General features: G+C 67.7%; 21 protein-coding genes. 8 read left to right on the forward strand and 13 right to left on the reverse strand.

Translation table 11 applies throughout. The features are described 5' to 3' along the window. The 5 genes from QM841_RS09840 to QM841_RS09860 form a co-directional block, all read right to left on the reverse strand. Entirely contained in the window at positions 1–1,593 is a 1,593-nt protein-coding gene (locus QM841_RS09840) for an HD domain-containing phosphohydrolase (RefSeq protein ID WP_283331855.1), read from the reverse strand. 486 nt (positions 1,594–2,079) lie between these two features. Next, positions 2,080–3,489 carry an amidase gene (locus QM841_RS09845; RefSeq protein WP_283331856.1) on the reverse strand — a complete coding sequence of 470 codons (1,410 nt, stop codon included), beginning with the start codon at positions 3,487–3,489 and terminating at the stop codon, positions 2,080–2,082. Continuing rightward, positions 3,476–3,655, reverse strand: a complete 180-nt coding sequence (locus tag QM841_RS09850; RefSeq protein WP_283331857.1) for a hypothetical protein — start codon at positions 3,653–3,655, stop codon at positions 3,476–3,478. Before QM841_RS09850 ends, QM841_RS09845 begins: the two co-directional genes overlap by 14 nt. A 29-nt stretch (positions 3,656–3,684) precedes the next feature. Next, positions 3,685–4,569: an MBL fold metallo-hydrolase gene (locus QM841_RS09855; RefSeq protein ID WP_283331858.1), complete on the reverse strand. Its 885-nt coding sequence runs from the start codon at positions 4,567–4,569 to the stop codon at positions 3,685–3,687. 2 nt (positions 4,570–4,571) lie between these two features. Further along, positions 4,572–5,372, reverse strand: coding sequence for a creatininase family protein (locus QM841_RS09860; RefSeq protein ID WP_283331859.1), 801 nt, complete (start codon positions 5,370–5,372; stop codon positions 4,572–4,574). A 145-nt stretch (positions 5,373–5,517) separates the two neighbouring features. On the opposite strand from QM841_RS09860, the gene QM841_RS09865 reads away from it, so the two are divergent. Continuing rightward, the gene (locus QM841_RS09865; protein ID WP_283331860.1) at positions 5,518–6,939 is read left to right on the forward strand and encodes an MFS transporter; all 1,422 of its coding nucleotides are present in this window, start codon (positions 5,518–5,520) and stop codon (positions 6,937–6,939) included. Here QM841_RS09865 and QM841_RS09870 read toward each other — a convergent pair. Beyond that, a complete protein-coding gene (locus QM841_RS09870; protein ID WP_280783808.1) occupies positions 6,908–7,552 on the reverse strand; it encodes a TetR/AcrR family transcriptional regulator in 645 nt (214 codons plus the stop codon). The genes QM841_RS09865 and QM841_RS09870 overlap by 32 nt on opposite strands. Before the next feature lie 669 nt (positions 7,553–8,221). Between QM841_RS09870 and QM841_RS09875 the strand changes: the two genes are divergently transcribed. Genes QM841_RS09875 through QM841_RS09890 form a run of 4 tightly spaced genes read left to right on the forward strand, consistent with a single transcriptional unit; the run spans position 8,222 to position 10,476 of the window. Then, complete coding sequence (locus QM841_RS09875) at positions 8,222–9,307, forward strand: NAD(P)H-dependent amine dehydrogenase family protein (protein ID WP_283331861.1); 1,086 nt, start codon at positions 8,222–8,224, stop codon at positions 9,305–9,307. Between the two features lie 58 nt (positions 9,308–9,365). Then, positions 9,366–9,722 carry an ArsR/SmtB family transcription factor gene (locus QM841_RS09880; protein ID WP_280783810.1) on the forward strand — a complete coding sequence of 119 codons (357 nt, stop codon included), beginning with the start codon at positions 9,366–9,368 and terminating at the stop codon, positions 9,720–9,722. Continuing rightward, on the forward strand, positions 9,719–10,195 hold the full coding sequence (locus QM841_RS09885; RefSeq protein WP_283331862.1) for an SRPBCC family protein: 477 nt from the start codon (positions 9,719–9,721) through the stop codon (positions 10,193–10,195). Before QM841_RS09880 ends, QM841_RS09885 begins: the two co-directional genes overlap by 4 nt. Before the next feature lie 29 nt (positions 10,196–10,224). Next, a complete protein-coding gene (locus tag QM841_RS09890; protein ID WP_283331863.1) occupies positions 10,225–10,476 on the forward strand; it encodes a dihydrofolate reductase family protein in 252 nt (83 codons plus the stop codon). 66 nt (positions 10,477–10,542) lie between these two features. On the opposite strand, the gene QM841_RS09895 is transcribed toward QM841_RS09890, so the two are convergent. Genes QM841_RS09895 through QM841_RS09910 form a run of 4 tightly spaced genes read right to left on the reverse strand, consistent with a single transcriptional unit; the run spans position 10,543 to position 15,569 of the window. Beyond that, positions 10,543–12,528 (reverse strand): 5-oxoprolinase/urea amidolyase family protein, encoded by a 1,986-nt coding sequence (locus QM841_RS09895; RefSeq protein ID WP_283331864.1) that lies wholly within the window; start codon positions 12,526–12,528, stop codon positions 10,543–10,545. Further along, complete coding sequence (locus QM841_RS09900; RefSeq protein WP_283331865.1) at positions 12,525–13,181, reverse strand: urea amidolyase associated protein UAAP2; 657 nt, start codon at positions 13,179–13,181, stop codon at positions 12,525–12,527. The genes QM841_RS09895 and QM841_RS09900 overlap by 4 nt, the downstream gene beginning before the upstream one ends. Beyond that, positions 13,178–14,023 carry an urea amidolyase associated protein UAAP1 gene (locus tag QM841_RS09905; RefSeq protein WP_283331866.1) on the reverse strand — a complete coding sequence of 282 codons (846 nt, stop codon included), beginning with the start codon at positions 14,021–14,023 and terminating at the stop codon, positions 13,178–13,180. The genes QM841_RS09900 and QM841_RS09905 overlap by 4 nt, the downstream gene beginning before the upstream one ends. A gap of 1 nt (position 14,024) precedes the next feature. Continuing rightward, positions 14,025–15,569 carry an amino acid permease gene (locus tag QM841_RS09910; protein WP_283331967.1) on the reverse strand — a complete coding sequence of 515 codons (1,545 nt, stop codon included), beginning with the start codon at positions 15,567–15,569 and terminating at the stop codon, positions 14,025–14,027. Positions 15,570–15,790: 221 nt separating this feature from the next. Between QM841_RS09910 and QM841_RS09915 the strand changes: the two genes are divergently transcribed. From QM841_RS09915 to QM841_RS09925, 3 genes are read left to right on the forward strand one after another with little or no spacing between them, the layout of a single operon-like run. Beyond that, positions 15,791–16,498 carry a TetR/AcrR family transcriptional regulator gene (locus QM841_RS09915; RefSeq protein ID WP_280783815.1) on the forward strand — a complete coding sequence of 236 codons (708 nt, stop codon included), beginning with the start codon at positions 15,791–15,793 and terminating at the stop codon, positions 16,496–16,498. A 59-nt stretch (positions 16,499–16,557) separates the two neighbouring features. Continuing rightward, positions 16,558–16,887, forward strand: a complete 330-nt coding sequence (locus tag QM841_RS09920) for a type VII secretion target (RefSeq protein ID WP_105419840.1) — start codon at positions 16,558–16,560, stop codon at positions 16,885–16,887. Further along, positions 16,884–18,317, forward strand: a complete 1,434-nt coding sequence (locus QM841_RS09925) for a hypothetical protein (protein ID WP_283331867.1) — start codon at positions 16,884–16,886, stop codon at positions 18,315–18,317. The genes QM841_RS09920 and QM841_RS09925 overlap by 4 nt, the downstream gene beginning before the upstream one ends. A 4-nt stretch (positions 18,318–18,321) precedes the next feature. Here the strand turns inward: QM841_RS09925 and QM841_RS09930 are convergent, their stop codons facing one another. From QM841_RS09930 to QM841_RS09940, 3 genes are read right to left on the reverse strand one after another with little or no spacing between them, the layout of a single operon-like run. After that, on the reverse strand, positions 18,322–18,981 hold the full coding sequence (locus QM841_RS09930) for a hypothetical protein (RefSeq protein WP_283331868.1): 660 nt from the start codon (positions 18,979–18,981) through the stop codon (positions 18,322–18,324). After that, entirely contained in the window at positions 18,944–20,215 is a 1,272-nt protein-coding gene (gene hisS, locus QM841_RS09935; protein WP_105419836.1) for a histidine--tRNA ligase, read from the reverse strand. The genes QM841_RS09930 and hisS overlap by 38 nt, the downstream gene beginning before the upstream one ends. 15 nt (positions 20,216–20,230) lie before the next feature. Then, positions 20,231–20,911 (reverse strand): MBL fold metallo-hydrolase, encoded by a 681-nt coding sequence (locus QM841_RS09940; protein WP_005566972.1) that lies wholly within the window; start codon positions 20,909–20,911, stop codon positions 20,231–20,233. Positions 20,912–20,967 lie beyond the last annotated feature (56 nt).

Genomic DNA, 20,967 nt, shown 5'->3' on the forward strand with positions numbered 1-20,967 from the left:
TCACTTCCCCACGACCGCATTGACCGGGAAGCCCACCAGACCCCGGTCGATCGCGGCGAGACTGGCCTGCGTGCGGTTGTTCACCCCGAGCTTGGCGTAGACACGCTCGACGTGGTTGCGTGCCGTTTTCTCGGCGATGAACAGGTCGGCGGCGATTTCTCGGTTCGACCAGCCCTGCGCGACGAGACGCAGGATCTCCACCTCGCGGTCGGTCAGCCCGGCGGGCCAGGGCGTCCGCCGCGACACCCGTTGCCCCGCCGCCGCCAGCACGGCCGCCACCGACTCGGCGTCGAGGCGTCCGGTGCGCGCCTCCTCTTTCAACCGATCGGCAGCGCCGCGAGGATCGAGCGCCGGCCGGTGCGGACGCGGCTCGAGCAGTCGCTGATAGGCATCCGCCGCGGCAAGCAGCCGATCCTGCGCGGTCAACTCCGCGCCGGCGATCCCCCGGGGAAAGCCGGACCCGTCGATCCGTTCCCGGTGCTTCATTGCGACGGACACCACCGACTCCAAGCCGTTGACTCGGCTCAGTATCCGGCCGGTCAGATCCGGATACATTCGCACCCGTTCCCATTCAGCCGTGGTGAGCGGACCCTTCTTCTCCCAGATCTGGTTGGACACCCCCATTTTGCCGAGGCTGTGCACGAGGCCTGCGCGGTAGAGATGAGTGATGTCCGACGGCGACATGCCCAGGCGCCGGGCCGCCCCGGCCGCCAGATTCGCGACGCCCCGCGAATGCCCCAGGGTGAACGGAGACTTGAGATCGACGAAATCAGCCATGGCCCCGAGTAACTCGTCGCTCTCCTCGGCCCTCAGGGTTCGGTCGCGATCCGGAGCCCGAGCCAACGCTGCGACCCAGACGTCCGTTTCGAACAAACCGTCCACGATCGACGCCGCGTCACGTTCGAACACCTCCACCACTGCCGGGCTGAACTGACTGCCACGCCGGGAACGGAGAACGTCCTTCGCGTGCCCCAGCCCACCCGTCCGCAGGTGCACCTCGGCGACGTCCGCCACGTGGGAGATGTGGATCTCGACCGGGATACCCTCTCCGCGACAACCGTTGGGCAACCCCCGGCCGTCCCAACGCTCGAAGACGTAGGCGAGCGCCTTTCCGACCTGCCCGTCCAAGCCCATCCGATCGGACAGAACCCCGGCGGAACTGCAATGCGAATGGATCAGCGTGGCGACCTGGCTACGCGCTGCGACCAGAAAAACAGCGGCCCGGATGCCGCGCTCCCAGCCCGGCAGGCCGCGTCCCACGTGACTCGTCATCAGCCGCAGAAACGGCAGACCGGTCATGTCCACCGCGTAGGTGTCGGCCCGGAAGGCGATGTCGTCGCCGAAGAGCGCCGAGAGTTCGTGGGAGTCCGCGTGACAGCCGATCCACCCGACCAGATTGGCGTAGTACACGGTCGCTCGCTGCTGGGGGTCGAGTCCCATCCGCTCCGCTATCCGTGTCGCGATCAAGGACGACCGAAGCATGTGTTCCATCGGTTGACCCAGACCGAGATCGATCGCCAGCGATACCGCGGCCAGCAGTTCGGCTCTGCTCAGACCTTTTCCCGAGCCGGGCAGCGTCCCGTGCGGGTGCATGTTCCCATTGTCCACCTCAACGTGACCGCACCTGGAGGCAACCCGAGAAGACAGGTACCCACATACGCCGAACGACCCATGCGCAAGCTCGCAGGTCAACCCACAATTGTGACCAACCCGATACGCCGACCCACAGCAAGGAGGCCGCCGGACAAAGCTTCCGACCCACAACTTCACTCGCAATCACGCAGGCAGCACACCCCGCGCAGACAGGCAACTTGCGCCCCCTTATGAGGGACCAGTGCTGCACCCCAAGGACGCACCGTCGACCGGTGCGTGTCGGGGGATGGCCCGCCCGTGCGAAGCACCCTCGCCCGGGCGGGCCGACTCCTGTCGGCCGATAGGAGCAACATTGTTGCCGAACGATGGCCCGACGACGCGGCCGCCTTCAGCCGTGGAACGAGCACAGCGGATCGCCCGACGCCCGGTCGTTCGTCGCCGAAACTTTGTTCTCCCACGAGTCGATCAGCAGACAGCCCCACCACTTCAGACGCCGGTGGGGAGCCAGCTCCATCCCGGCTTTCTCACTTGCCCGCGGACGAGCTCGTAGGACGCGCCTACCTGAAGCAGTGTTGCCTCGGACAGTGGCCGTCCGATGAGTTGCATTCCGATCGGCAGCCCATCGGACGACACGCGGACCGGCACGGACAACGCCGGCAGACCGGTGAGGTTCGCCGGAGCCGAGAGACGGACGTAGGTGTCACTGATACCTTCACTGCTCCCGTCGGGCCAGTCGATGGTCTCCTGACCCGCCCGTGCGGCTACCGATGTCACAGTCGGTGCGGCGAGCACGTCGATGTCGTCGAACAAGTTCGCCCAGGCCTGGCGGATCAGCGCGCGGGACCGTTGCGCCCGGAGATAGTCGGTAGCAAGCAGGTGCTGCCCGGCTTCGAGGAGGAGACGGACGTCGTCCGAATACAGCTCGGGGTGGCTGTTCAGGGAATCCTGATGGTAGGTCGTGGCTTCCGGAACCATCAGACCCCATTGCGTGGCGTGCACGAGGTGGGTGAGCGGGACTTCCACCTCGACGAGCGTGGCACCGAGCCCGGCGAGTACGTCGATCGCCTCCAGAACGCGCGCTTGCACCTCGGGTTCGACGTTGGCGAAGTAGTAGTTCGTCGGAACGCCTACTCGGACGTTCGTCAAGTCCCTCCCGGAATCGGGAACGTAGCTCCCCTCGTTGTGCCGCAAGCTGGCGGGGTCTTTGTCGTCGTATCCGACGAGTGCATCGAGTGCGACCGCCGCGTCACGCACGGTGCCGGCGATCGGGCCGACATGATCCAACGACCACGACAGTGGGGTGACGCCTGCGCGGGAGACCAAGCCGAATGTGGGCTTGAGCCCGACAACCCCGCAGAGCGCGGACGGAATCCGGATCGAACCTCCGGTGTCACTGCCGAGCGCGATACCCACGATCCCCGCGCTGACCGCAATCGCAGATCCGCCGCTCGAGCCACCGGGCACGCGGTCGACAGCCCACGGATTCCTGCTCTGCGGTGTGATCGTTCCGAAGGCGAACTCGTGCGTGTGGGTTTTGCCCAGCGAGATCGCGCCTGCCGACTGCAACTTCCGCACTGCGGTCGCGTCGCGGTCGGGAACGTGAGTTGCCCGCACCGCAGAACTGGACGTGGTGAGAACACCGGCAGTATCGAAGAGATCTTTGATCGCGATCGGAATGCCGTGCAGCGGACCGCGATATCGGCCTGCGGCGATGTCCGATTCGGCGATCGCCGCCTCCTCCCGCGCCGCGCCGGCCGTCACAGTCACGAAGGCAGACAGGTGCGGATCGACGCGGTCGAGGTGATCGAGCGCGGAGTCGATCAGTTCGACCGGTGACAACTCTCGGCGGAAGATGGCGTCGGCAGCGGCGGTGAGGTCCAATTCATGCGGTTGCATCGGGTGTTCCGTTCTGCGGGTGGGTAAGCGCGACGAAGGAAAACGCCGGCGGAGTCTCCGCGTATTCGACGCCGTCGAGAGCGCTCAGGACACCGCGGATGCCCATGACGGTGGCCGCCACGGCTGCGGCGTGCTCGCGATTTCGGTGTCCGGAATGTGTGGTCACGGCGAAGTCCTTGGTTGTGGGTGAAATGCCTACGGGATCGCGGCGGCCGAAACGAGCACGAAACCTGTTGCGGTGCTGCGCACGCGTCCGGCGGTGGGGTGGGTGAAATGGCTACCGAGCAAGAGTGTTTCGGTGTCGGCGATAGTCGACAGGATCGTCTCTCGTGTGCGTTCCGACACAGCCGGGTCGATGTCCACTCCGCAGCACAGGCGCGGGTGGGCGAGCTGGATGGGGTGGTGGAGGAAGTCCCCGGTCACCAGTGCGGTCTCGCCCGCGGAGCTGATCCGGACCGATACGTGCCCCGGGGTGTGCCCGGGAGTGGGGAGCAGTTCGACTCCGTCGGCGACCTCGACGGGTGTCTCGGCGTCGACGAGTTCGTATTGACCGGCCTGGCGGATCGGGGTGATCGAATCGGCGAACATTCGCTGCTGGTCTTCGCTCAACGCTGCCGCCGACCATAAGTCCCATTCGGTGCGGGCGACGAGGTAGCGGGCATTCGGGAAGGTCGGCTCCCACACCCCCTCTCGCAAGGTGGTGTTCCACCCGACGTGATCGCGGTGGATGTGCGTGTTGATCACGAGGTCGACCGAATCCGGGTCGAACCCGGCGTCGCCCAGTCGCGGCAGGTAGTCGCCGTCGAGGTTGTTCCACGCCGGGTTGTCCCGGACCTTGCCGTTACCGACACCGGTGTCGATGACGATGCGGGTTCCGGCGATGTCCACGACGAAACTGTGCACCGACAGGCGGATGTCACCGCCGTCGTCGGTGGCCGACGGGTCCAGCCACGGTTGGCCGGCAACGAGTTCGGCTGTCGCGTCGGGCAGGAGCCAACGGCCCTGCCCTTCGAGTACGACTTCGTCGACGCGACCGATGGTCGCGTCCCCTACCGTCCAGTGCGCTGATGTTCCGGACACGATCAGCTCCCTACGCTCGTTGCGGCAGCCTGGCGGTCGATGGTGGCGTTCCGGTGCCAGGTTTCCGGCGCCGCGAGCAGATCAGCGAGTCGCTGTGCGCACACCGCCAACAGTTTCTCGCCCTTGTCGGCCGTGGCGAGTCGTGCGTCGCCGGCCACACCGGATTCGGTGATCTCCTCGAACGAGCGCCAGAGGTACACGGGGACGTTGTCGGATTGCAGTCCGCATTCGGGGCCGTGTGCGTCGGAGAGGCGGCCCAGGACCACGAGCTCGGGGTGCGCGGCGAGCATCATCGACGTCTCCCCCTCACACGCGTGCATCACGCCGCTCTGCCCCTCCAGGATGTCCGCGACGTCGTCCGCCGCCGCGGTCAGGTACGTCGTCACGGCGATGGTGACGGGCAGTTCCGCGGTCAGTTCGTTGACGATGGCATTGAGCGCCGAGATGTTCCCGCCGTGCCCGTTCACTATCGCGATCCGGGTGAACCCGGCGCGCATGATCGACCGGCAGACGTCCCGGAGCACGGCGTGGTAGGTGGGCAGGCTCAGGGTCAGCGTGCCGCCGAAACGCATGTGGTGTTCCGCCAGACCCCACCACAGTGTCGGTGCGACGACGACGGAAAGGCTCTCCGCCAGTTGGGCTGCGACTCTGTTCGCCGCCTCGGTGGCGAGCAGCGCGTCCACCCCGGTGGGCAGGTGCGGGCCGTGCTGCTCGATCGATCCGACCGGGAGCAGCACCAGACCGTCCAGTCCCGCCCGCTCTCGCAATTGCTCCGCGGTCATCTTCTCCCAGGAGTACTCCATGTCGCCCTCGTCCTCCATAACGCTGTCAAGCCTCGACCAAAGTTAGATTGGACTGTACAGTACACCCCTATCGGTAGCGGTCGCCAGAGCCCAGGCCGGCAATGGCCAATCGCTGACGTTTCCGCACGAACCCCATCGAGGAGCCATGGATACACATACCCCCAGCCCCGGCGTTCCCTTGACCATCGCCGCCCGGCTGAATCGCCTCCCGGTCACCCGGCGGCACAAGAAGATCATCGCCATCATTGCGTTGGGCAACTTCTTCGAGATCTACGAACTGTTCCTCGCCGGTGTACTGGCGGCCACCTTGAAGACCAAGTTCGCGCTCACCGGCTTCGACCTGTCGCTGGTGCTGGCCTCGGCGTTCGTCGGCGCCTTCGTCGGCGCCGTCCTGATCGGCCGGATCGCTGATCGTCTCGGCCGCCGGCGCGCGTACATGATCACCCTTGGCTTGTACTCGGTGTTCACGCTGTTAGCCGCCTTCTCCACCGATCTGTGGATGCTGGTGCTGTGTCGCTTCATCGCGGGCGTCGGACTCGGCGGCGAACTGCCCGTCACCGACTCCTTCCTCGGCGACATCCTGCCGTCGAAACGACGCGGCTACTTCGTGGCGTGGGCCTTCACGCTTTCGTACACTGCGGTCCCCGTCGTCGGGTTCGTCGGCATGATCGTTGTCGATGCCAGCCCGCTCGGGATCGACGGCTGGCGATGGATGTTCGCCCTGGGTGCGCTCGGCGCCCTGATCACCTTCGTCCTGCGGCGGCACCTACCCGAGTCGCCGCGCTGGCTCGAATCCGTCGGCCGGACAGACGAAGCCGAAGCCGTCACCCGCGAACTCGAGGATGCCGCACGTACGGAGGGCTGGGCCGCCCCGGCCGAGGACGAGGCAATCTCTCCCGTGAGCACCGGACCGGTGAGCGCGTCCGCGATGCTGCGGAAGCCGCTGTTGCGCCGCACCATCACGATGGCGATCGTCTGGATTCTGGCCGTCGTCGGGTACCACGGATTCAGTAGCGTTGCGACGCTCGTATTGACGGGGAAGGGAATCAGTGTCACCAATTCCCTGCTGTATGTCTCGCTCGCCTTCGTCGGATACCCGGTCGGCTCACTGCTCTCGATGCTCGTCATGGACAGGTTCGAGCGCAAATGGCTTCTCGGTGGCTCGCTGATCGTGATGGCCGCGCTCGGCCTGGCCTACGGAAATGCCGTCACACCGGTGTGGATCGTGCTGTGGGGTTTCACGTTCACGGTGATCGCGAACCTGATGTCGAATGTCACCCACGTGTATCAGCTCGAGCAATACCCGACCGCCATCCGGACCACCGCCACGGGCCGGCTCTATTCACTGGGACGCCTGTCGACCGCCGCCGCGCCGCTCTATCTGATCCCCATGCTCGAACACAGCGGTGCCGGAGCGGTATTCACCCTCGTCGCCGCAGCCCTGGCGGTTGCTGCGGTCGTCACCGTGGGGTTCGGTGTTGCCACCACCGGGCGGACCCTCGAGGAGATCTCGCCCGGTGACGCGTCGGCGGCAGTTATCCCGCAGCGGGCGCGTACCGCGCCATGAAGGTGGCGACCGACTCCTCGACAATCTCGTCGGCGGGCGGGAGATCCGTGACGAACTCGACGATGCCCATGACCTGAGGCCACAACGTCACTTCCTGGAGTAGCCCGAAGAACTGGTGGGCGGCCAACTCGGTCGAGCGGCATTCGATGTGTCCGTCGGTGACCAATCGGTCGAGTTGGCCGACCAGCGCCTTCAGCAGAGGCTCCTTGCCGGCCCGGTAGAACTCCTCGGCTATCCACGGCAGCCGCCGAGATTCGGCCACCACCAGGCGGATGAAGCTCACTTGGTCGGTCTCGGCCACGAACGCGAGGATCGCCTGAGCGAAGCGCCTCAGTACTGCTTCCGCCGACTGCGGCGCACCGTCCACCAGATCGTCGATGCGCCCGGTCTGCAACAACTTCGACCAGTGCCGATCCAGCATCGAGCGGAAGACGGATTCCTTGCTGCCGAAGCGGTTGTACAACGTCTGCCGCGCCACTCCCGCCGACTTCGCGATCCGATCGAGGTTGACCCCCGCGTATCCGTCCCGCAAGAAAAGCGCCTGCGCGGCGTCGAGGATCTTGCCGGTCGTCTCGGGCTCGGCCGCCGCTGAACCCTCCACCGTATTTGCCACACTGCCCTCCGAACGTTCTGCTGCACAGCAACCTGCTGCGAAGTCAACCCCTCAGTGGTATGGACTGTACTGTACAAGCCACAGGAGGTTCGTTCCGCCGCGCAGGAACGGCGAGGCATCACCCGAACACCGCCACTGCATTCAGCCCCGGCAACCCCGACGATTGAGTGATCACGCATGACTGAGCACCCCGCGCACCAGTTCCCTCCACTGCACGGCCGCACACCCACGCCAGGGGCAACCCAACCACCGCGCGCACCAGACGAAGACGTATCCCGATACCGGCAACTGCGACAACGCAGCCAACGCCTTCGCCGACGAACCCACGACTGGCATTCCGGGCACAGTGACACCGACGCGGTCATCGAGTTCGCACATGTCTGGGCACCCTACGGCGGAGCACCCGACGAAGAGGTCTTCGTCAGATTCGGAATGTCCACGGACCGCTTCGTCGAGGCACTCTGGCGAATACTCGAGAATTGCCTTTTCGCACCCCTGTTCATCGACGAACTCGCAGAGGTCTACCGACTCCCGCACAGCTGACGACCCACCAGTTCGTCGAGAAATCGTGCCCGCCCACGATCGCCGCCCCTCGCGTGGAGGTTCCACGGCCCGATGTTGCCCCATTCGGGCACTACCCACCTCGCGCACTGGGTAGGGTCCGATTCCATGGCTGACCAGGGGAAGATCCGGACCGTGGTGTGGGGCACCGGGAATGTGGGGCGGGCCGCGATCCGCGCGATCGATGCACACCCCGGACTCGAGCTGACGGCGGTGATCGTGGCCAACCCGGAGAAGGTGGGACGCGATGCCGGCGACCTGGCCCGCCTGGGCCGCTCGCTGGGGGTGGCCGCAACGGACGACGCCGATGCCGTGCTCGCGACCTCCCCCGGCGCTGTCGTCTACGCCGCGTCGGGCGAAATTCGCCCGGACGATGCGGCGGCGGACATCATCCGCGCACTCTCCGCCGGGGCCGTCGTCGTGACCCCGTCGATCTATGCGCTCTACGACCAGCGCAACGCGCCGGCCGAGTTGCGCGACCCGATCGAGGCGGCCGCGAAGTCCGGCGGCGGCGCCCTGTTCGTGTCGGGCGTGGATCCGGGATGGGGCAACGACGTCCTGCCGATCCTGATGACGGGCCTGGCCGGCACGATCGATCAGATCCGTTGCCAGGAGATCTTCGACTACACCACCTACGACCAGCACGATTCCGTGCGATACCTCGTCGGCATGGGCCAGCCGATGGACTACGAACCGCCGATGGTCGCGGCGACCGTGCCGACGATGGTGTGGGGCGGCCAAATTCGGCTCGTCGCCCGGGCCCTCGGTGTGGAGCTCGACGAGATCCGGGAGACGCTGCTGCGCCGGCCGCTGGACGAGACGATCACCACCGATCTCATGGGCGAGTTCGAGGCCGGCACCCAGGGGGCGCTGCGTTTCGAGGTGCAGGGCATCGTGGGCGGCGAGCCTCTGATCGTCATCGAGCACGTCACGCGGATCCACCCGTCGTGCGCCCCGGACTGGCCCGTGCCGCCGGACGGCGGGGACGGCGCGCACAAGGTGATCATCGAGGGCCGGCCGCGCATCGAGGTGAACGTGGAGGCTACCGACGAGGGCGGCAATCGAGCGGCCGGCGGCAACGCCACCGCGGTGGGGCGCCTGGTCAACGCGATCCCGTGGCTGCGGACGGCCGCGCCGGGGCTCTACGACGCCCTGGACGTCCCGCTCACCCCCGGTCACGGCAAGCTCGGCTGACACCCCCCACATCAGTTAGCTCTTGCGCTAACCATTGTTACTGTGAATACTTTGCCTTATGGCTCAGTATCCGGAGCAGCTGAACGGCATCTTCCAAGCGCTCGCCGACCCCACGCGGCGGGCCGTGCTGGGCCGCCTGAGCCGGGGCCCGGCGACGGTCAGCGAACTGGCGAAACCGTTCGACATGGCCCTGCCCTCCTTCATGAAGCACATCCACTTCCTCGAGGACAGCGGATGGATCCGGACGCACAAGGAGGGCCGCGTACGGACGTGCGCGATCGAGAAGGAACCGTTCACGGCCGTCGAGGCGTGGCTCGCGGAGCAACAGGAACTGTGGGAGAGCCGCACCGACCGACTCGAACAATTCGCCACCGAACACACCGTCACGACACCCGCAAAGGACACACCGCAATGACCGACACTGCGAGACCCGATCTCGACCTCACGATTTCGCGCATCATCCGGGCACCCCGTCCGGTCGTGTGGCGCGCCTGGACCGACCCCGCCAGCTTCGAGCAATGGTGGGTCCCCGCGCCGTCTCGGTGCCGGGTCGTCGACATGGAACTACGCCCGGGCGGGGCGTTCACGACCCAGATCAGTGAGGACGGGGGTGAATTCGCACCACACATCAGTGGCTGCTTCCTCGCCGTCGACGAACTCGAACGCATCGTGTTCACCAACTCGCTGGTCGGCGGCTGGCGACCCGCCGAACAGCCGTTCATGACCGCGATCATCACGTTGAACGACCATCCGACGGGCACGGAGTACGTCGCCCACGTGATGCACAAGGACAACGCCGACCGCAACACGCACGAGGAAATGGGCTTCTACGACGGCTGGGGCACCGTCACGGAGCAGCTCGCCAAGATGGCCGAGCGACAGGCGTAACGGAGGAGGCCGACAACGAACAGGTCATCGTGGCCACCGACAATGAGCTCGCAACCCACCTCGAGGAGCTGAAGAGACAGCCGGACACGGACATTCACCTGTCCGGCGGATCGTCCTTTGCGCGATCGGTCCTCGCGCTGGGTCTGGTGGACGAGTTCTATCTCTTCGTCTCTCCGGTCGTGTCACCGGGCGCCTCCTGGTTCTCGGAGATCTCCGACCAGCGTGACCTCGAACTGGTGGGCACCGAGTCGTACGGCAACGGGGTCGTCGAAGTGCGTTAGGTGCCCCGGGAACGAGCGGCCGCACTCAGGCCGGACAGCTTCACCGACATGCTCGCGTAAACACGGTCAGCCCACCGTCGCGAACTCCCCTGCCGCGGACCATCGTTGCCGCTCGGCGGCGAACGCGACGGCCTGCTCGGCTCGGAAGTCGCCGATCGAATCGGCATTTGCCGTGAGGAACTGCTGGTGCTCGGCGAGCGAGAACGTGCCCTCGGTGATGTCGATACCGCCGCCGCGGCCGGCTGCGACCTCGGATCGCACGTCCATCAGCTCGTCCGGTTCGACGGGGTACCAGGAGATCCGGTCGAAGAAGCGCAGCAGCCAGGGGGTGCCGTCCTCGAACGGTCCCGACTTCTCGGGATGCCGATGGTTCCACACCTGGGTGGTTCGGCCGACGAACTGGTAGCCGCCCGGGCCCTCCATTCCGTAGATGCACAGGTACGCGCCACCGATACCGACCGCGTTCTCCGGCGTCCACGTTCGGGCCGGGTTGTACTTCGTGGTGACCAGCCGATGCCGCGGGTCGAGCGGTGTCGCGACGGGTGCGCCGAGGTAGACGTCACCGAGCCCGAGCACCATGTACTCCGCTCCGAAGACCGTGTCGAAGACGTCGTCGACGCTGCCGAGCCCGTTCATGCGGCGGATGAACTCGATGTTCCAGGGGCACCACGGTGCGTCGGAACGGACACCGTGCATGTAGCGCTGGATCGCCTCACGAGTCGAGGGGTCGTCCCACGACAGCGGCATCCGCACGGACCGGCTCGGCACCACGAGTTCGTTCGCCGCGGGCAGTGCGTCCTCCGCCTCGCCGAGCAGCCCCATGAGCTTCGGGATCGGCAGCACGTCGGGGTCGACCCGGACCTGCAACGAGCGGATGCCCGGTGTCAGGTCGAGGAGCCCGGCCGGCTTCTCGACCTCGAGTCGCTGGTGCAACGCGTGGGCGCGGGCCCGCAGTGCGAGATCGAGGGTCATGTCGCCGTATTCGACCAGGACGTTGTCGTCGCCGGACCGCCGGTACGTCACGGCGGTCTCGCCGTCGCGCCGGGCGATCACGCCGTCGTCGCGGTCACCGGTGGTGGAGAAGACCGTCGAGTGCGCCGCCCGCCGCGCGGGCCCCAGTGCCCGCGTGGATGCGGCCCGGTCGGCCCTGATCGGCACGAAGCGCACCGCATCGCCGGGCGCCAGTTGTCCGAGCTTCCAGCGTTCCGCCGCGACGACGGTGACGGGGCACACGAACCCACCGAGGCTCGGTCCATCCGGGCCCAGCAGAATCGGGGTGTCCCCTGTGAAGTCCAGGGCGCCGACCGAATACGCGTTGTCGTGAATGTTGGACGGATGCAGTCCCGCCTCGCCGCCGTCCGTGCGGGCCCAGTCGGGCTTGGGTCCGATCAACCGCACCCCGGTGCGGTCCGAGTTGAAGTGCACCTCGTAGTCGGTCCGGTACAGCGTGTCGATGTCGGCGCGGGTGAAGAATTCGGGTGCGCCGTGCGGGCCCTCGGTGACCGCGATCTCCCAGCGACGGCACAGGGCCGGAACGTATTCGGCGGGGACGGCGGCCGTGCGGGCGCCGGTGTGCTCGCCGACCGCGAGAACATCGCCCTGCCGCAGCGTGCGGCCCTGATGCCCGCCGAACTTGCCGAGCGTGAACGTCGAGGCGCTGCCGAGGAAGTCGTCGACGTCGAGCCCGCCCTGGACGAGTACGTAGATGCGGAGGCCGGGTCCTGCCACCGCGCCGACGTCCAGGACTGCGCCTGCCGGCACCCGGACCGGACGCCACTGCGCCTGCAGCACTCCGTCGACCGTGACCGGTGCGGGCGCGCCCGTCACACACACCACCGTGTCCTCGTCGAACTGCAGTGCGGGACCGGACATGGCGCATTCGATTCCGGCGGCGCCCTCGTCGTTGCCGAGCGCGATGTTGCCGAGCCGGAACGACAGGTCGTCCATCGGCCCCGACGGCGGCACACCGACGTGCCAGTACCCGGTCCGTCCGGGGAAGTCCTGCACCGTGGTGAGCATGCCGGGCCGGTGCACGGTGATCTTGGCGCTCATGCCTGCGCTCCCGTCGGCCGGGTCACGATCATCCGCACCGCGGTCGGGTCGAAACCGTTGCAGGGGTTGTTGATCTGCGGGCAATTGGACACCAGTACCAGAACGTCGCGCTCCGCGCGGAGCGCCAGGCGGCGGCCCGGCGCGGACAGGCCGTCGACGATGCCGAGCGTGCCGTCGGCGTCGACGGGAACGTTCATGAAGAAGTTGATGTTCGACACCAGGTCGCGCTTGCCGATCCCCCACCGGGATCCTTCGGCGAGGAAGTTCTCGACGCAGGCGTGCTGGTGCTTGGTGTGGTGGCCGTACCGCAGGGTGTTCGACTCCTGCGAGCAGGCGCCGCCCACCGTGTCGTGCGAGCCGACCTCGTCGGCGACGAGCGTCATCAGGGCGTCGTGATCGTCGGTGCGGAGGACACTTCCCGTGGTCAGGAACAGGTTTCGCTGCGCCGACACCGTGGCGGCGGCCGAGTAGCGCTGCCGGTGGTCGTCGGCCGCGTAGATCAGGGTGTCCACGGCCTGGTTGCCGCACAGGTCGACGATGGTCAGGACGTCACCGGCCAGGACGACGGCAGACCAGGGGCCGCGGGCGCCGACTTCCTCGTCCAGGATCACCGTTCCCGGTACCAGCGGTGCGGTCTCGATGGTGGTGGTCATGCCTGCTCCCGTCCCTGGCGCTGCGCTGCAGCCCAGACGTCTTCGGTGTTGAGAAAGGCTCGGTGGTACTCCGGGTCGGCGTCGACAGGCTCGGCCACGTCGACGCCGGTCCAGGCGAGCACTTCGAGCGAGGTCGTGCCGTACGTCGGCGACGGATCGAGCGGGTGCGCCGTGTTGGCGATCAGGACGATCACCGGGAGGTGGATCACGAGGTCGACCGCGGTGTCCGCGCCGGCGGACCCGATGCTGCTCAGCGACCCGTCCTCCCCCACCCGCACCCCGTGGAAGAACGACAGTGACGGCGGCAGGTCGCGCCGCTCGAGTCCTTGCTTCGCCGCCGCCACCGTGAAGAGTTCACGGCCGGCGGGGGATGCCGAATGCAGGCTGCCGTCACCGTATTTCGCGGTGTTCGAGGCGAGCGACGTGGTGCCGCAGAGGGCGTCGTGCCGCCCGGACCCGTCCGACACGAGCGTCGCGAGCACCCGCCCCTGATCGGAGAGCAGCGGATGTCCCGCCCCCAGGTACGCCTGCCACGGCACCTTGACGGTGTCGGCGACGTTGAGCCGCTCCCACGGCGCGTCCGCCCGGTACAGCAGCAGGTGGGCGCAGGCCCGGCCGTCGACGTCACGCAGTCGCAGTCGCGTGCCGCGGCCCAGCACCTTCGTGGTGTACCGGCCACCGGGAACCGTCTCCGCCCACGTGAGCAGTGCCGGATCGATGTCGGACGGTGGGGTGGGCCAGGACGACGCCGGGACCACCGGCATCGAGTCGGTGACCACTCCCGACTGGGCACGCGCGTGTTCCTTCGCGGCACTGGTGGTCGAGGTGTCCACTGAGGTCATGTCAGGCTCCGATCGTGACGGGGTTGGGGGTCGTGCGGCCGCGCGGGAAGCACGCGACCCCGAGCGCGACCACGGCGGCGACGGTGACGGGGGCGGCCCACCGCAGGAGGGGGTAGTCGCCGCTGGGGTCGAAGATCTCCGCGCGCGGCCAGGACAGGTTGACGACCATCAGCGCGCCGTAGCCGACGGCCAGGATGTTGACGGGAAGGCCGAACCGTCCGAGCGAGTACAGCTTCCGTCCGTCCGCGTCGACCTGCGGTCCTCCGCGCGGCCAGCCTTTCAGCCTGCGCAGCAGGAGCGGCACCGTGACCATCAGGTAGGCGAGGTAGATCAGGATGATGCAGACACTCGAGAGGGTCGCGAAGATGGCGGAGTTCCCGACGTTGACAGCGAGGATGCCGATGCAGACCAGGCCGATCAGGACGGAGGGCGCGATGGGCGTTCCGGTGCGGGTGTTCACCGTCGACAGGATCTGCGAGGCGGGCAGCCGTCCGTCGCGGGCCATCGAGAACACCAGCCTCGACGCCGCCGTCTGGATGGCCAGCGTGCAGACGAACACGGCGATCGCGACGTCGACGAGCAGGAGTGTGCCCCAGGGTGAGCTGAGGATCGACGAGAGCACGTACGGCAGGCCCTCGGCGGCGAGCCGGCCGTCGGTCAGGCTCGGTGCAGCCATCAGCGCGCCGATGATCATCAGCCCACCGCCGAGCGCCGACACGGACAGCGCGAGGCGGATCGTGCGCGGCGCGACCCGGCGCGGGTTGCGTGTCTCCTCGGCGAGTTCGCCCGCGGAGCCGAATCCGACCATGACGTAGGCCGCCATCAGACCCGACACGATCCACGCCCATCCGTACCCGGGTGACGCCCCGGCGGTGCCGGTGTCGAACACGACCTCCGGTCCGCGCTGGGCGTGGGTGAGGAACATGCCGATCACCGCGATGACACCGACGATCTCGCAGGTCACGCCGATGTTGTTGATCCTGGACATCCAGTTGACGCCGATGCAGTTGATGAACGTGGTCACCACGAGGAGGACGGAACCCAGCAGCACCGCGTTGGCGGCGCCACTCGCGGACGTCAGCGTGCTGTCCTCACCGATGATCTGAAATCCGCTCCACACATTCGGGAGCACGACCTGCAGCGCGATGGCCGCGGCGGATGCCGTCACCATCTGCGCGAGGATCATGAACCATCCGGCGAACCAGCCGACCACCTCACCGCCCATCCGGCGTGACCACTGGTAGATCGCCCCCGAGATGGGGTACCTGGCGGCCAGTTCGGCGAAGTTCAGCGCCACCATGAACTGGCCGACGAACACCACCGGCCACGTCCAGAAGAAGGCGGGTCCGGCGAATCCGAATCCGAGCCCGAAGAGCTGGAAGATGGTGGTGAGGATGGAGACGAACGAGAAGCCGGCGGCGAACGACGCGAACTTACCCAGGGAACGGTGAAGTTGCTGCTCGTAGCCGAATTCGCCGAGGTCGCCCGTGTCGTCGACGCCGGTTCCGCCGGACGGGCGGGGAGGTGCGGCCGGCGCGGTCAGCACTTGCGCAATCCTTGTGGGTGTACTCAAGGGCTTACTCCTTCGGCGAGAGCAATATCTGTCGCTCGATAGTTTTCTCGCGGAAGGGCCTCGATGGGTGACGCCCGCGTATCCAGATCGCCGCCGGCCGTAACAGCATCGTTGCCTACGTTTCGGGAGCATGACGAAACCCTCACTGCGGGTGGAGACCGTCGATCCCGAGAGCGACCTGACATCATGGAGCGGTGACCACAGGGCCGGGACGACCCCGACTGACCAGTCAGCGCAGACCAGGGCAGACCACTCCCGAGGAGATACTCGACGCCGCCGGAGAGTTGTTCACCACCAAGGGTTTCGCGGCCACCTCGACCCGGCAGATCGCCGAGATGGTCGGTATCCGGCAGGCATCGCTCTACCACCACTTCCCCAACAAGGAGGAGATCCTGGTGGCGCTCCTCGAGGAGACGGTGTCCCCCGCGCTCGCCGCGGCGGGGCGGCTCGCCGACGCCGCCGCGCCCGCCACGGTGCGCCTGCACGCGCTGGCCACCTACGACGTCACGCAACTCACCACCACCACATGGAACCTCGGTGCGCTGTATCTTCTTCCGGAACTGCTGACCGATCGATTCGAGCCGTTCCGCGCCCAGCGAACCCTGCTGCGCCGGCACTACCGGCAGCTGGCGGACCAGGCCCTCACGGAAATCACCGACGATTCAGGTGACACCTCCCCCGCCCTGACCGACCTGCCGTTCCGAATAGTCGAGAGCGCCATCGCAACCCGCGCCGACATCGAACGCGGACTGCTTCCCGGGCCCGAGAACGAGGGTGCCGCCGGACTCCTCGCCGACGCCTGCCTCCGCGCCCTCGGATGGACGAAGCCGATGGACGAAATCCGGGCGAAGTCGCGGGCACTGCTCGCCGAGACGGCGGGCGGAACACCCCTTCGCCTCTAGCCGTGCACGTCGGGCCCGTGAGATAAAGTCTGGCGAACGCTTATCACTGGGGGGTTATCTTGAGCGATGTCTTTGTCGTCACGGACGGCATCAGGAATTACGGCGCCACCGCTGCGCAGGCCGCCGAACAGATCAGCAGCGCCGCCGCACTCGATCTCGGCGCGAATCTCGCGGCACTCGCGCCCGTGTTCGGCCCGATCGGCGCCGACTTCCTCGCGTCGTTCGCCGCCGCACAGGCAAATCACGCCAGGTCGGTCGCCGAACTCGCGTCTCACTACGCGCAGACCGCGATCGCGGCGCATGCCACCGCCGATTCCTACGACTCCGTCGACGGCGCCAACGGCGCTGCGCTCGGCGGCGTCGGCGACGGAATCGGGGGCCTCGCATGACGTCCCCCGAACCCGCCGGGCACCCTGTGGAGCACGGATCGATCCTCGACCTGATCCAGGGAACGCCCGTCGGCGACGCCCTCGCGACGCCACTGCCGAGCACTCCGCTCGAGGCCCTGCAGAACTCTCCGCTCGGCCCGTTCCTCGAAGCGCCGCTCGGTGACCTGCCGCCGCTACCGGCCCTTCCGCCGCTGCCTCCACTGCAGCCGAACCCGGTGGAGGCGCTGCTGCAGGGGCACGGGCTGCCCGGACTGCCGGGTGTGGACGAATTGTTCAAGCCGCTCACCGATCTCGCCGGGAGTTTCGGCACCGGCACGTTCGGCTCGTTCGATCCGACATCGCTGCTCGACATGTCCTCGGGCATGATCGACCAGGCGATGTCGATGAGCCTGTCGGGGCTGAAGGTGCTCGACCAGATCTGGCAGAGCCAGGCAGCGCAGGCAGCGCAGTCGCAGGGCCTGCAGGCTCAGACGAGCGGCACGGAACTGAGCGAACGCGGCACGGAGATCTCGGCGACCACGCAGACCGCCGCGGCGTCCGTGGCGCGGGGCAACGCGAACCTCATGACGATTTCGGAGTCGTTCGCGGCGACCGCGGTCGCTGCCGCGCCGATGGTGATGACGCCGCCCGGGCAGGCGATGCTGCTCGCGTCCGCCGCCGAGCACCTGAAGGCGGCCATCGGGGTCGTGACGCAGACGCGCACCGAACTCAACGAACAGACCCTCACGATGAACGGTCTGGCCGCCCCGGTTCCGGTGCCGCCGCCCCCGGCGCCCGGGGCCGTGGCGGGAGCCGCACCGGCGTCACCGTTCGCCATCGCGTCCACCGTGATCGAGGGTGTGGGCAAACCAATGATCTCCACCGTCACCGACAGTGTCGGCGACCTGGTGTCGGCGAGCACCCAGGCGGCGAGCGTCTCCTCGTCCGATCTGCCTGCCGACGCCCTGTCGGCGAAATCCCCCGTCACCCCCGCACACGGGGCATCGGGCGGAGTTCCGGGTGCGGTGGGCATCGCCGGCGGCGCGGGCATCGGCATGTACGGCGGCGGCGCGGGCGGAAGCGTCTCCGCGGGTAGCGGTTCCGTACCCCGCGGAACGGTCACCGGGCCGGTGGTTCCCCCGGCGACACCGGGGACCACTCCCACACCCGGCGCCGCTCCGGCCGCTGCCTCGTCCCCTCTCGCACCCGGCGGAGCCATGGGCGGGATGGGCGGGATGGGCGGCGCCGGGATGGCGGGTGCCGGGATGGCGGGTGCCGGGATGGCGGGTGCCGGGCGCGGGGGCGACGACCAGCTGAGCGGCCGGTCCACACCCAGCTACCTCGTCAACGCCGGCGAGAACAACGCGTTCGCCGGCGACCTCCCGATGGTCGCGCCCGCCGTGATCGGCGGCGAGGATCTCGACGACACTCCGTTCGGCGACCAGAGCTGATCGCTCAGTCGAGGAGCGCTGCCACCTCGTGATCGGTGAGCGTGGTGGTGGGCACGCGGCCTTCCGAACGCACCAGTTCCACGGCCCGGAACAGGGGGCGTTCGGGAAGGGCCGCGCCGCGGGCCTCCGCACGTAGCTGCTCGATGAGCACCGACGCGATCGCGGCGGCCGGCACCAGTTCGCTCGTCGTCAGGGCGTCGGCCAGCCTCCGGAGCCCGAGGATCTCGAGTTCACGGCCGCCGTCGGTCGTGTAGAGGGCGAGCGGTATCGCGAGGCTCCCGTCGGGGTCCGTGATCCGGACGCTCACCTCGCTGACGCGAGCCGAACGGACCACCAATTCCGCCGCGACCGCCCTCGTGACGTCGACGTGCCTGCTGCGCAGTCCCCCCGTCGACCGGATTCGCCCGGTCTGCAGTGCGATTCGTCGCCGCAACGTGAGGAGCGCCGAGGCGGCGGTCGGGACCGCGATCACGGCCCCGACCGTCGCACCGACCCACACGGGACCGAAGAACCCGACGATGACGCCGACCACCACACCGATCAGCACGGCGATCGCCGCGACCCGCTTGAGCCGCGGTGCGATCAACTCGATCGGAACGAGGTCGAGTGACACCGGCGCGGTGTCGTCACGCGCCAAGGATGGCTCCGACGCGTGCGACGACATCCGCCGAGGAGACCGATTCCTGGTCTCCGGTGGCGAGATTCTTGATTCCCACCGTCCCGTCGGCGATGTCGCGGTCGCCGAGCACGAGTGCCAGCGCGGCGCCGGATCGGTCCGCGGCCTTCATCGCGCCCTTCACCCCGCGGTTGCCGTACGCGAGGTCGACTCGAATCCCCTGGGCGCGCAACTGCTGAGCGATCACCACCAGCTTCGCCTTCGCCTCGTCGCCCAGCGGAACGCCGAAGACCTCACAGCGGGCGGTCGAGCCTGCAGTCTTGCCCTCGGCAGCGAGCGCCAGGACGGTCCGGTCGACACCGAGCCCGAAACCGATGCCGGACAACGGCTGACCGCCGAGCTGCGCCATCAGACCGTCGTACCGTCCGCCGCCGCCGATACCCGACTGCGCGCCGAGACCGTCGTGGACGAATTCGAACGTCGTCTTCGTGTAGTAGTCGAGGCCGCGGACCATTCGCGGGTTCACCACGTACGGCACACCCAGTGCGTCGAGGTGTGCGAGGACCTCGTCGAAGTGCGCCTTCGCCGTGTCCGAGAGGTGGTCGAGCATGAGCGGTGCGTCCGCCGTCATCTCGCGCACCTCCTTGCGCTTGTCGTCGAGAACCCGCAGCGGGTTGATCTCCGCCCGCCGGCGCGTCTCTTCGTCGAGGGGAAGGGCGAACAGGAACTCCTGCAACCGTTCCCGGTACTGCGGCCGGCACGTGTCGTCACCGAGGGAGGTGATCTCCAACCGGAACCCGTCGAGGCCGAGGCCGCGGAAACCGGCGTCGGCGACAGCGATGACCTCGGCGTCGAGGGCGGGGTCGTCGACGCCGATGGCCTCCACCCCGACTTGCTGCAGCTGGCGGTAACGACCGGCCTGCGGTCGCTCGTAGCGGAAGAACGGTCCGGCGTAGCTCAGTTTCACCGGCAACTGGCCGCGGTCCAGTCCGTGTTCGATCACGGCCCGCATGACGCCCGCCGTGCCCTCGGGCCGCAGGGTCACCGAACGATCACCGCGGTCGGCGAACGTGTACATCTCCTTGCTGACGACGTCGGTGGACTCGCCGACACCGCGGGCGAACAGCCCGGTGTCCTCGAAGATGGGAAGTTCGATGTGGCCGTATCCGGCCAGTCGCGCAGCGCGCGTGAGTCCGTCACGGACCGCGACGAACTCGGACGACTGCGGCGGGACGTAATCGGGGACGCCCTTGGGGGCGGAGAAGGTGCTGGCTTTGCTCACTGTCGTTACTTTTCCTTATTTCGATCCCGAGAGTCCAACGAGGAACGGGTTCGACCCACGTTCGGCGCCGACGGTGCTCGACCCGCCGTGCCCGGGGAGGACCGCCGTGTCGTCGGCGAGGATCAGAAGCTTGTCGGCGATGGACTGCAACAGCTGTTCGTGGTTGCCGCCGGGCAGGTCGCTGCGGCCGATCGACCCCTGGAACAGGGTGTCACCGGTGAGGGCGATCTCGACGGGACCGTTCTCGGTGGCGACCCGGGTCCGGAAGACCACGGACCCCTGTGTGTGGCCCGGGGTGTGGTCGACGGCGAACGACATCCCGGCCTGCTCGATCACGTCGCCGTCGGCCAGCGCGATCACCTCGCCGGGCTCGACGAACGTCATGCCCTCGATGAACGGCTTCATCGTCGGGCCGATGCCGCGGCCGGGATCCGACAGCATGTACCGGTCCTCGGGATGGATGTACGCGGGGATCCCGAACTTCTCGCAGACGTCGTAGGCGTTCCAGACGTGGTCGAGGTGACCGTGGGTCAGGAGCACCGCGGTCGGCGTGAGATTCGACTGGTCCAGGAACTCGAACAGCGGTTCGGCGGCGTCCTGTCCTGGGTCGACGACGACGCATTCCTGGGCATCATCCTGCGCGAGGATGTAGCAGTTGGTCTGAAACATCCCGGCCGGGAATCCTGTGACGAGCACCTGTGAGGCTCCTGTTCGAGTGGACATTGCAGTCGCTACAGCCTAAGCCGCCGCCC

Origin of the sequence: Rhodococcus sp. IEGM 1307 (genome assembly GCF_030056915.1) — a bacterium.
Classification (GTDB): Bacteria; Actinomycetota; Actinomycetes; order Mycobacteriales; family Mycobacteriaceae; genus Rhodococcus_F; species Rhodococcus_F opacus_D.

Coding starts and splice junctions, on each gene's coding strand:
- QM841_RS09905 (WP_283331866.1), bottom strand. CDS start 14,023: ATGACCTCAGTGGACACCTCGACCACCAGTGCCGCGAAGGAACACGCG.
- QM841_RS09895 (WP_283331864.1), bottom strand. CDS start 12,528: ATGAGCGCCAAGATCACCGTGCACCGGCCCGGCATGCTCACCACGGTG.
- QM841_RS09875 (WP_283331861.1), top strand. CDS start 8,222: ATGGCTGACCAGGGGAAGATCCGGACCGTGGTGTGGGGCACCGGGAAT.
- QM841_RS09840 (WP_283331855.1), bottom strand. CDS start 1,593: ATGCACCCGCACGGGACGCTGCCCGGCTCGGGAAAAGGTCTGAGCAGA.
- QM841_RS09900 (WP_283331865.1), bottom strand. CDS start 13,181: ATGACCACCACCATCGAGACCGCACCGCTGGTACCGGGAACGGTGATC.
- QM841_RS09885 (WP_283331862.1), top strand. CDS start 9,719: ATGACCGACACTGCGAGACCCGATCTCGACCTCACGATTTCGCGCATC.
- QM841_RS09845 (WP_283331856.1), bottom strand. CDS start 3,489: ATGCAACCGCATGAATTGGACCTCACCGCCGCTGCCGACGCCATCTTC.
- QM841_RS09860 (WP_283331859.1), bottom strand. CDS start 5,372: ATGGAGTACTCCTGGGAGAAGATGACCGCGGAGCAATTGCGAGAGCGG.
- QM841_RS09930 (WP_283331868.1), bottom strand. CDS start 18,981: ATGTCGTCGCACGCGTCGGAGCCATCCTTGGCGCGTGACGACACCGCG.
- QM841_RS09880 (WP_280783810.1), top strand. CDS start 9,366: ATGGCTCAGTATCCGGAGCAGCTGAACGGCATCTTCCAAGCGCTCGCC.
- QM841_RS09925 (WP_283331867.1), top strand. CDS start 16,884: ATGACGTCCCCCGAACCCGCCGGGCACCCTGTGGAGCACGGATCGATC.
- QM841_RS09865 (WP_283331860.1), top strand. CDS start 5,518: ATGGATACACATACCCCCAGCCCCGGCGTTCCCTTGACCATCGCCGCC.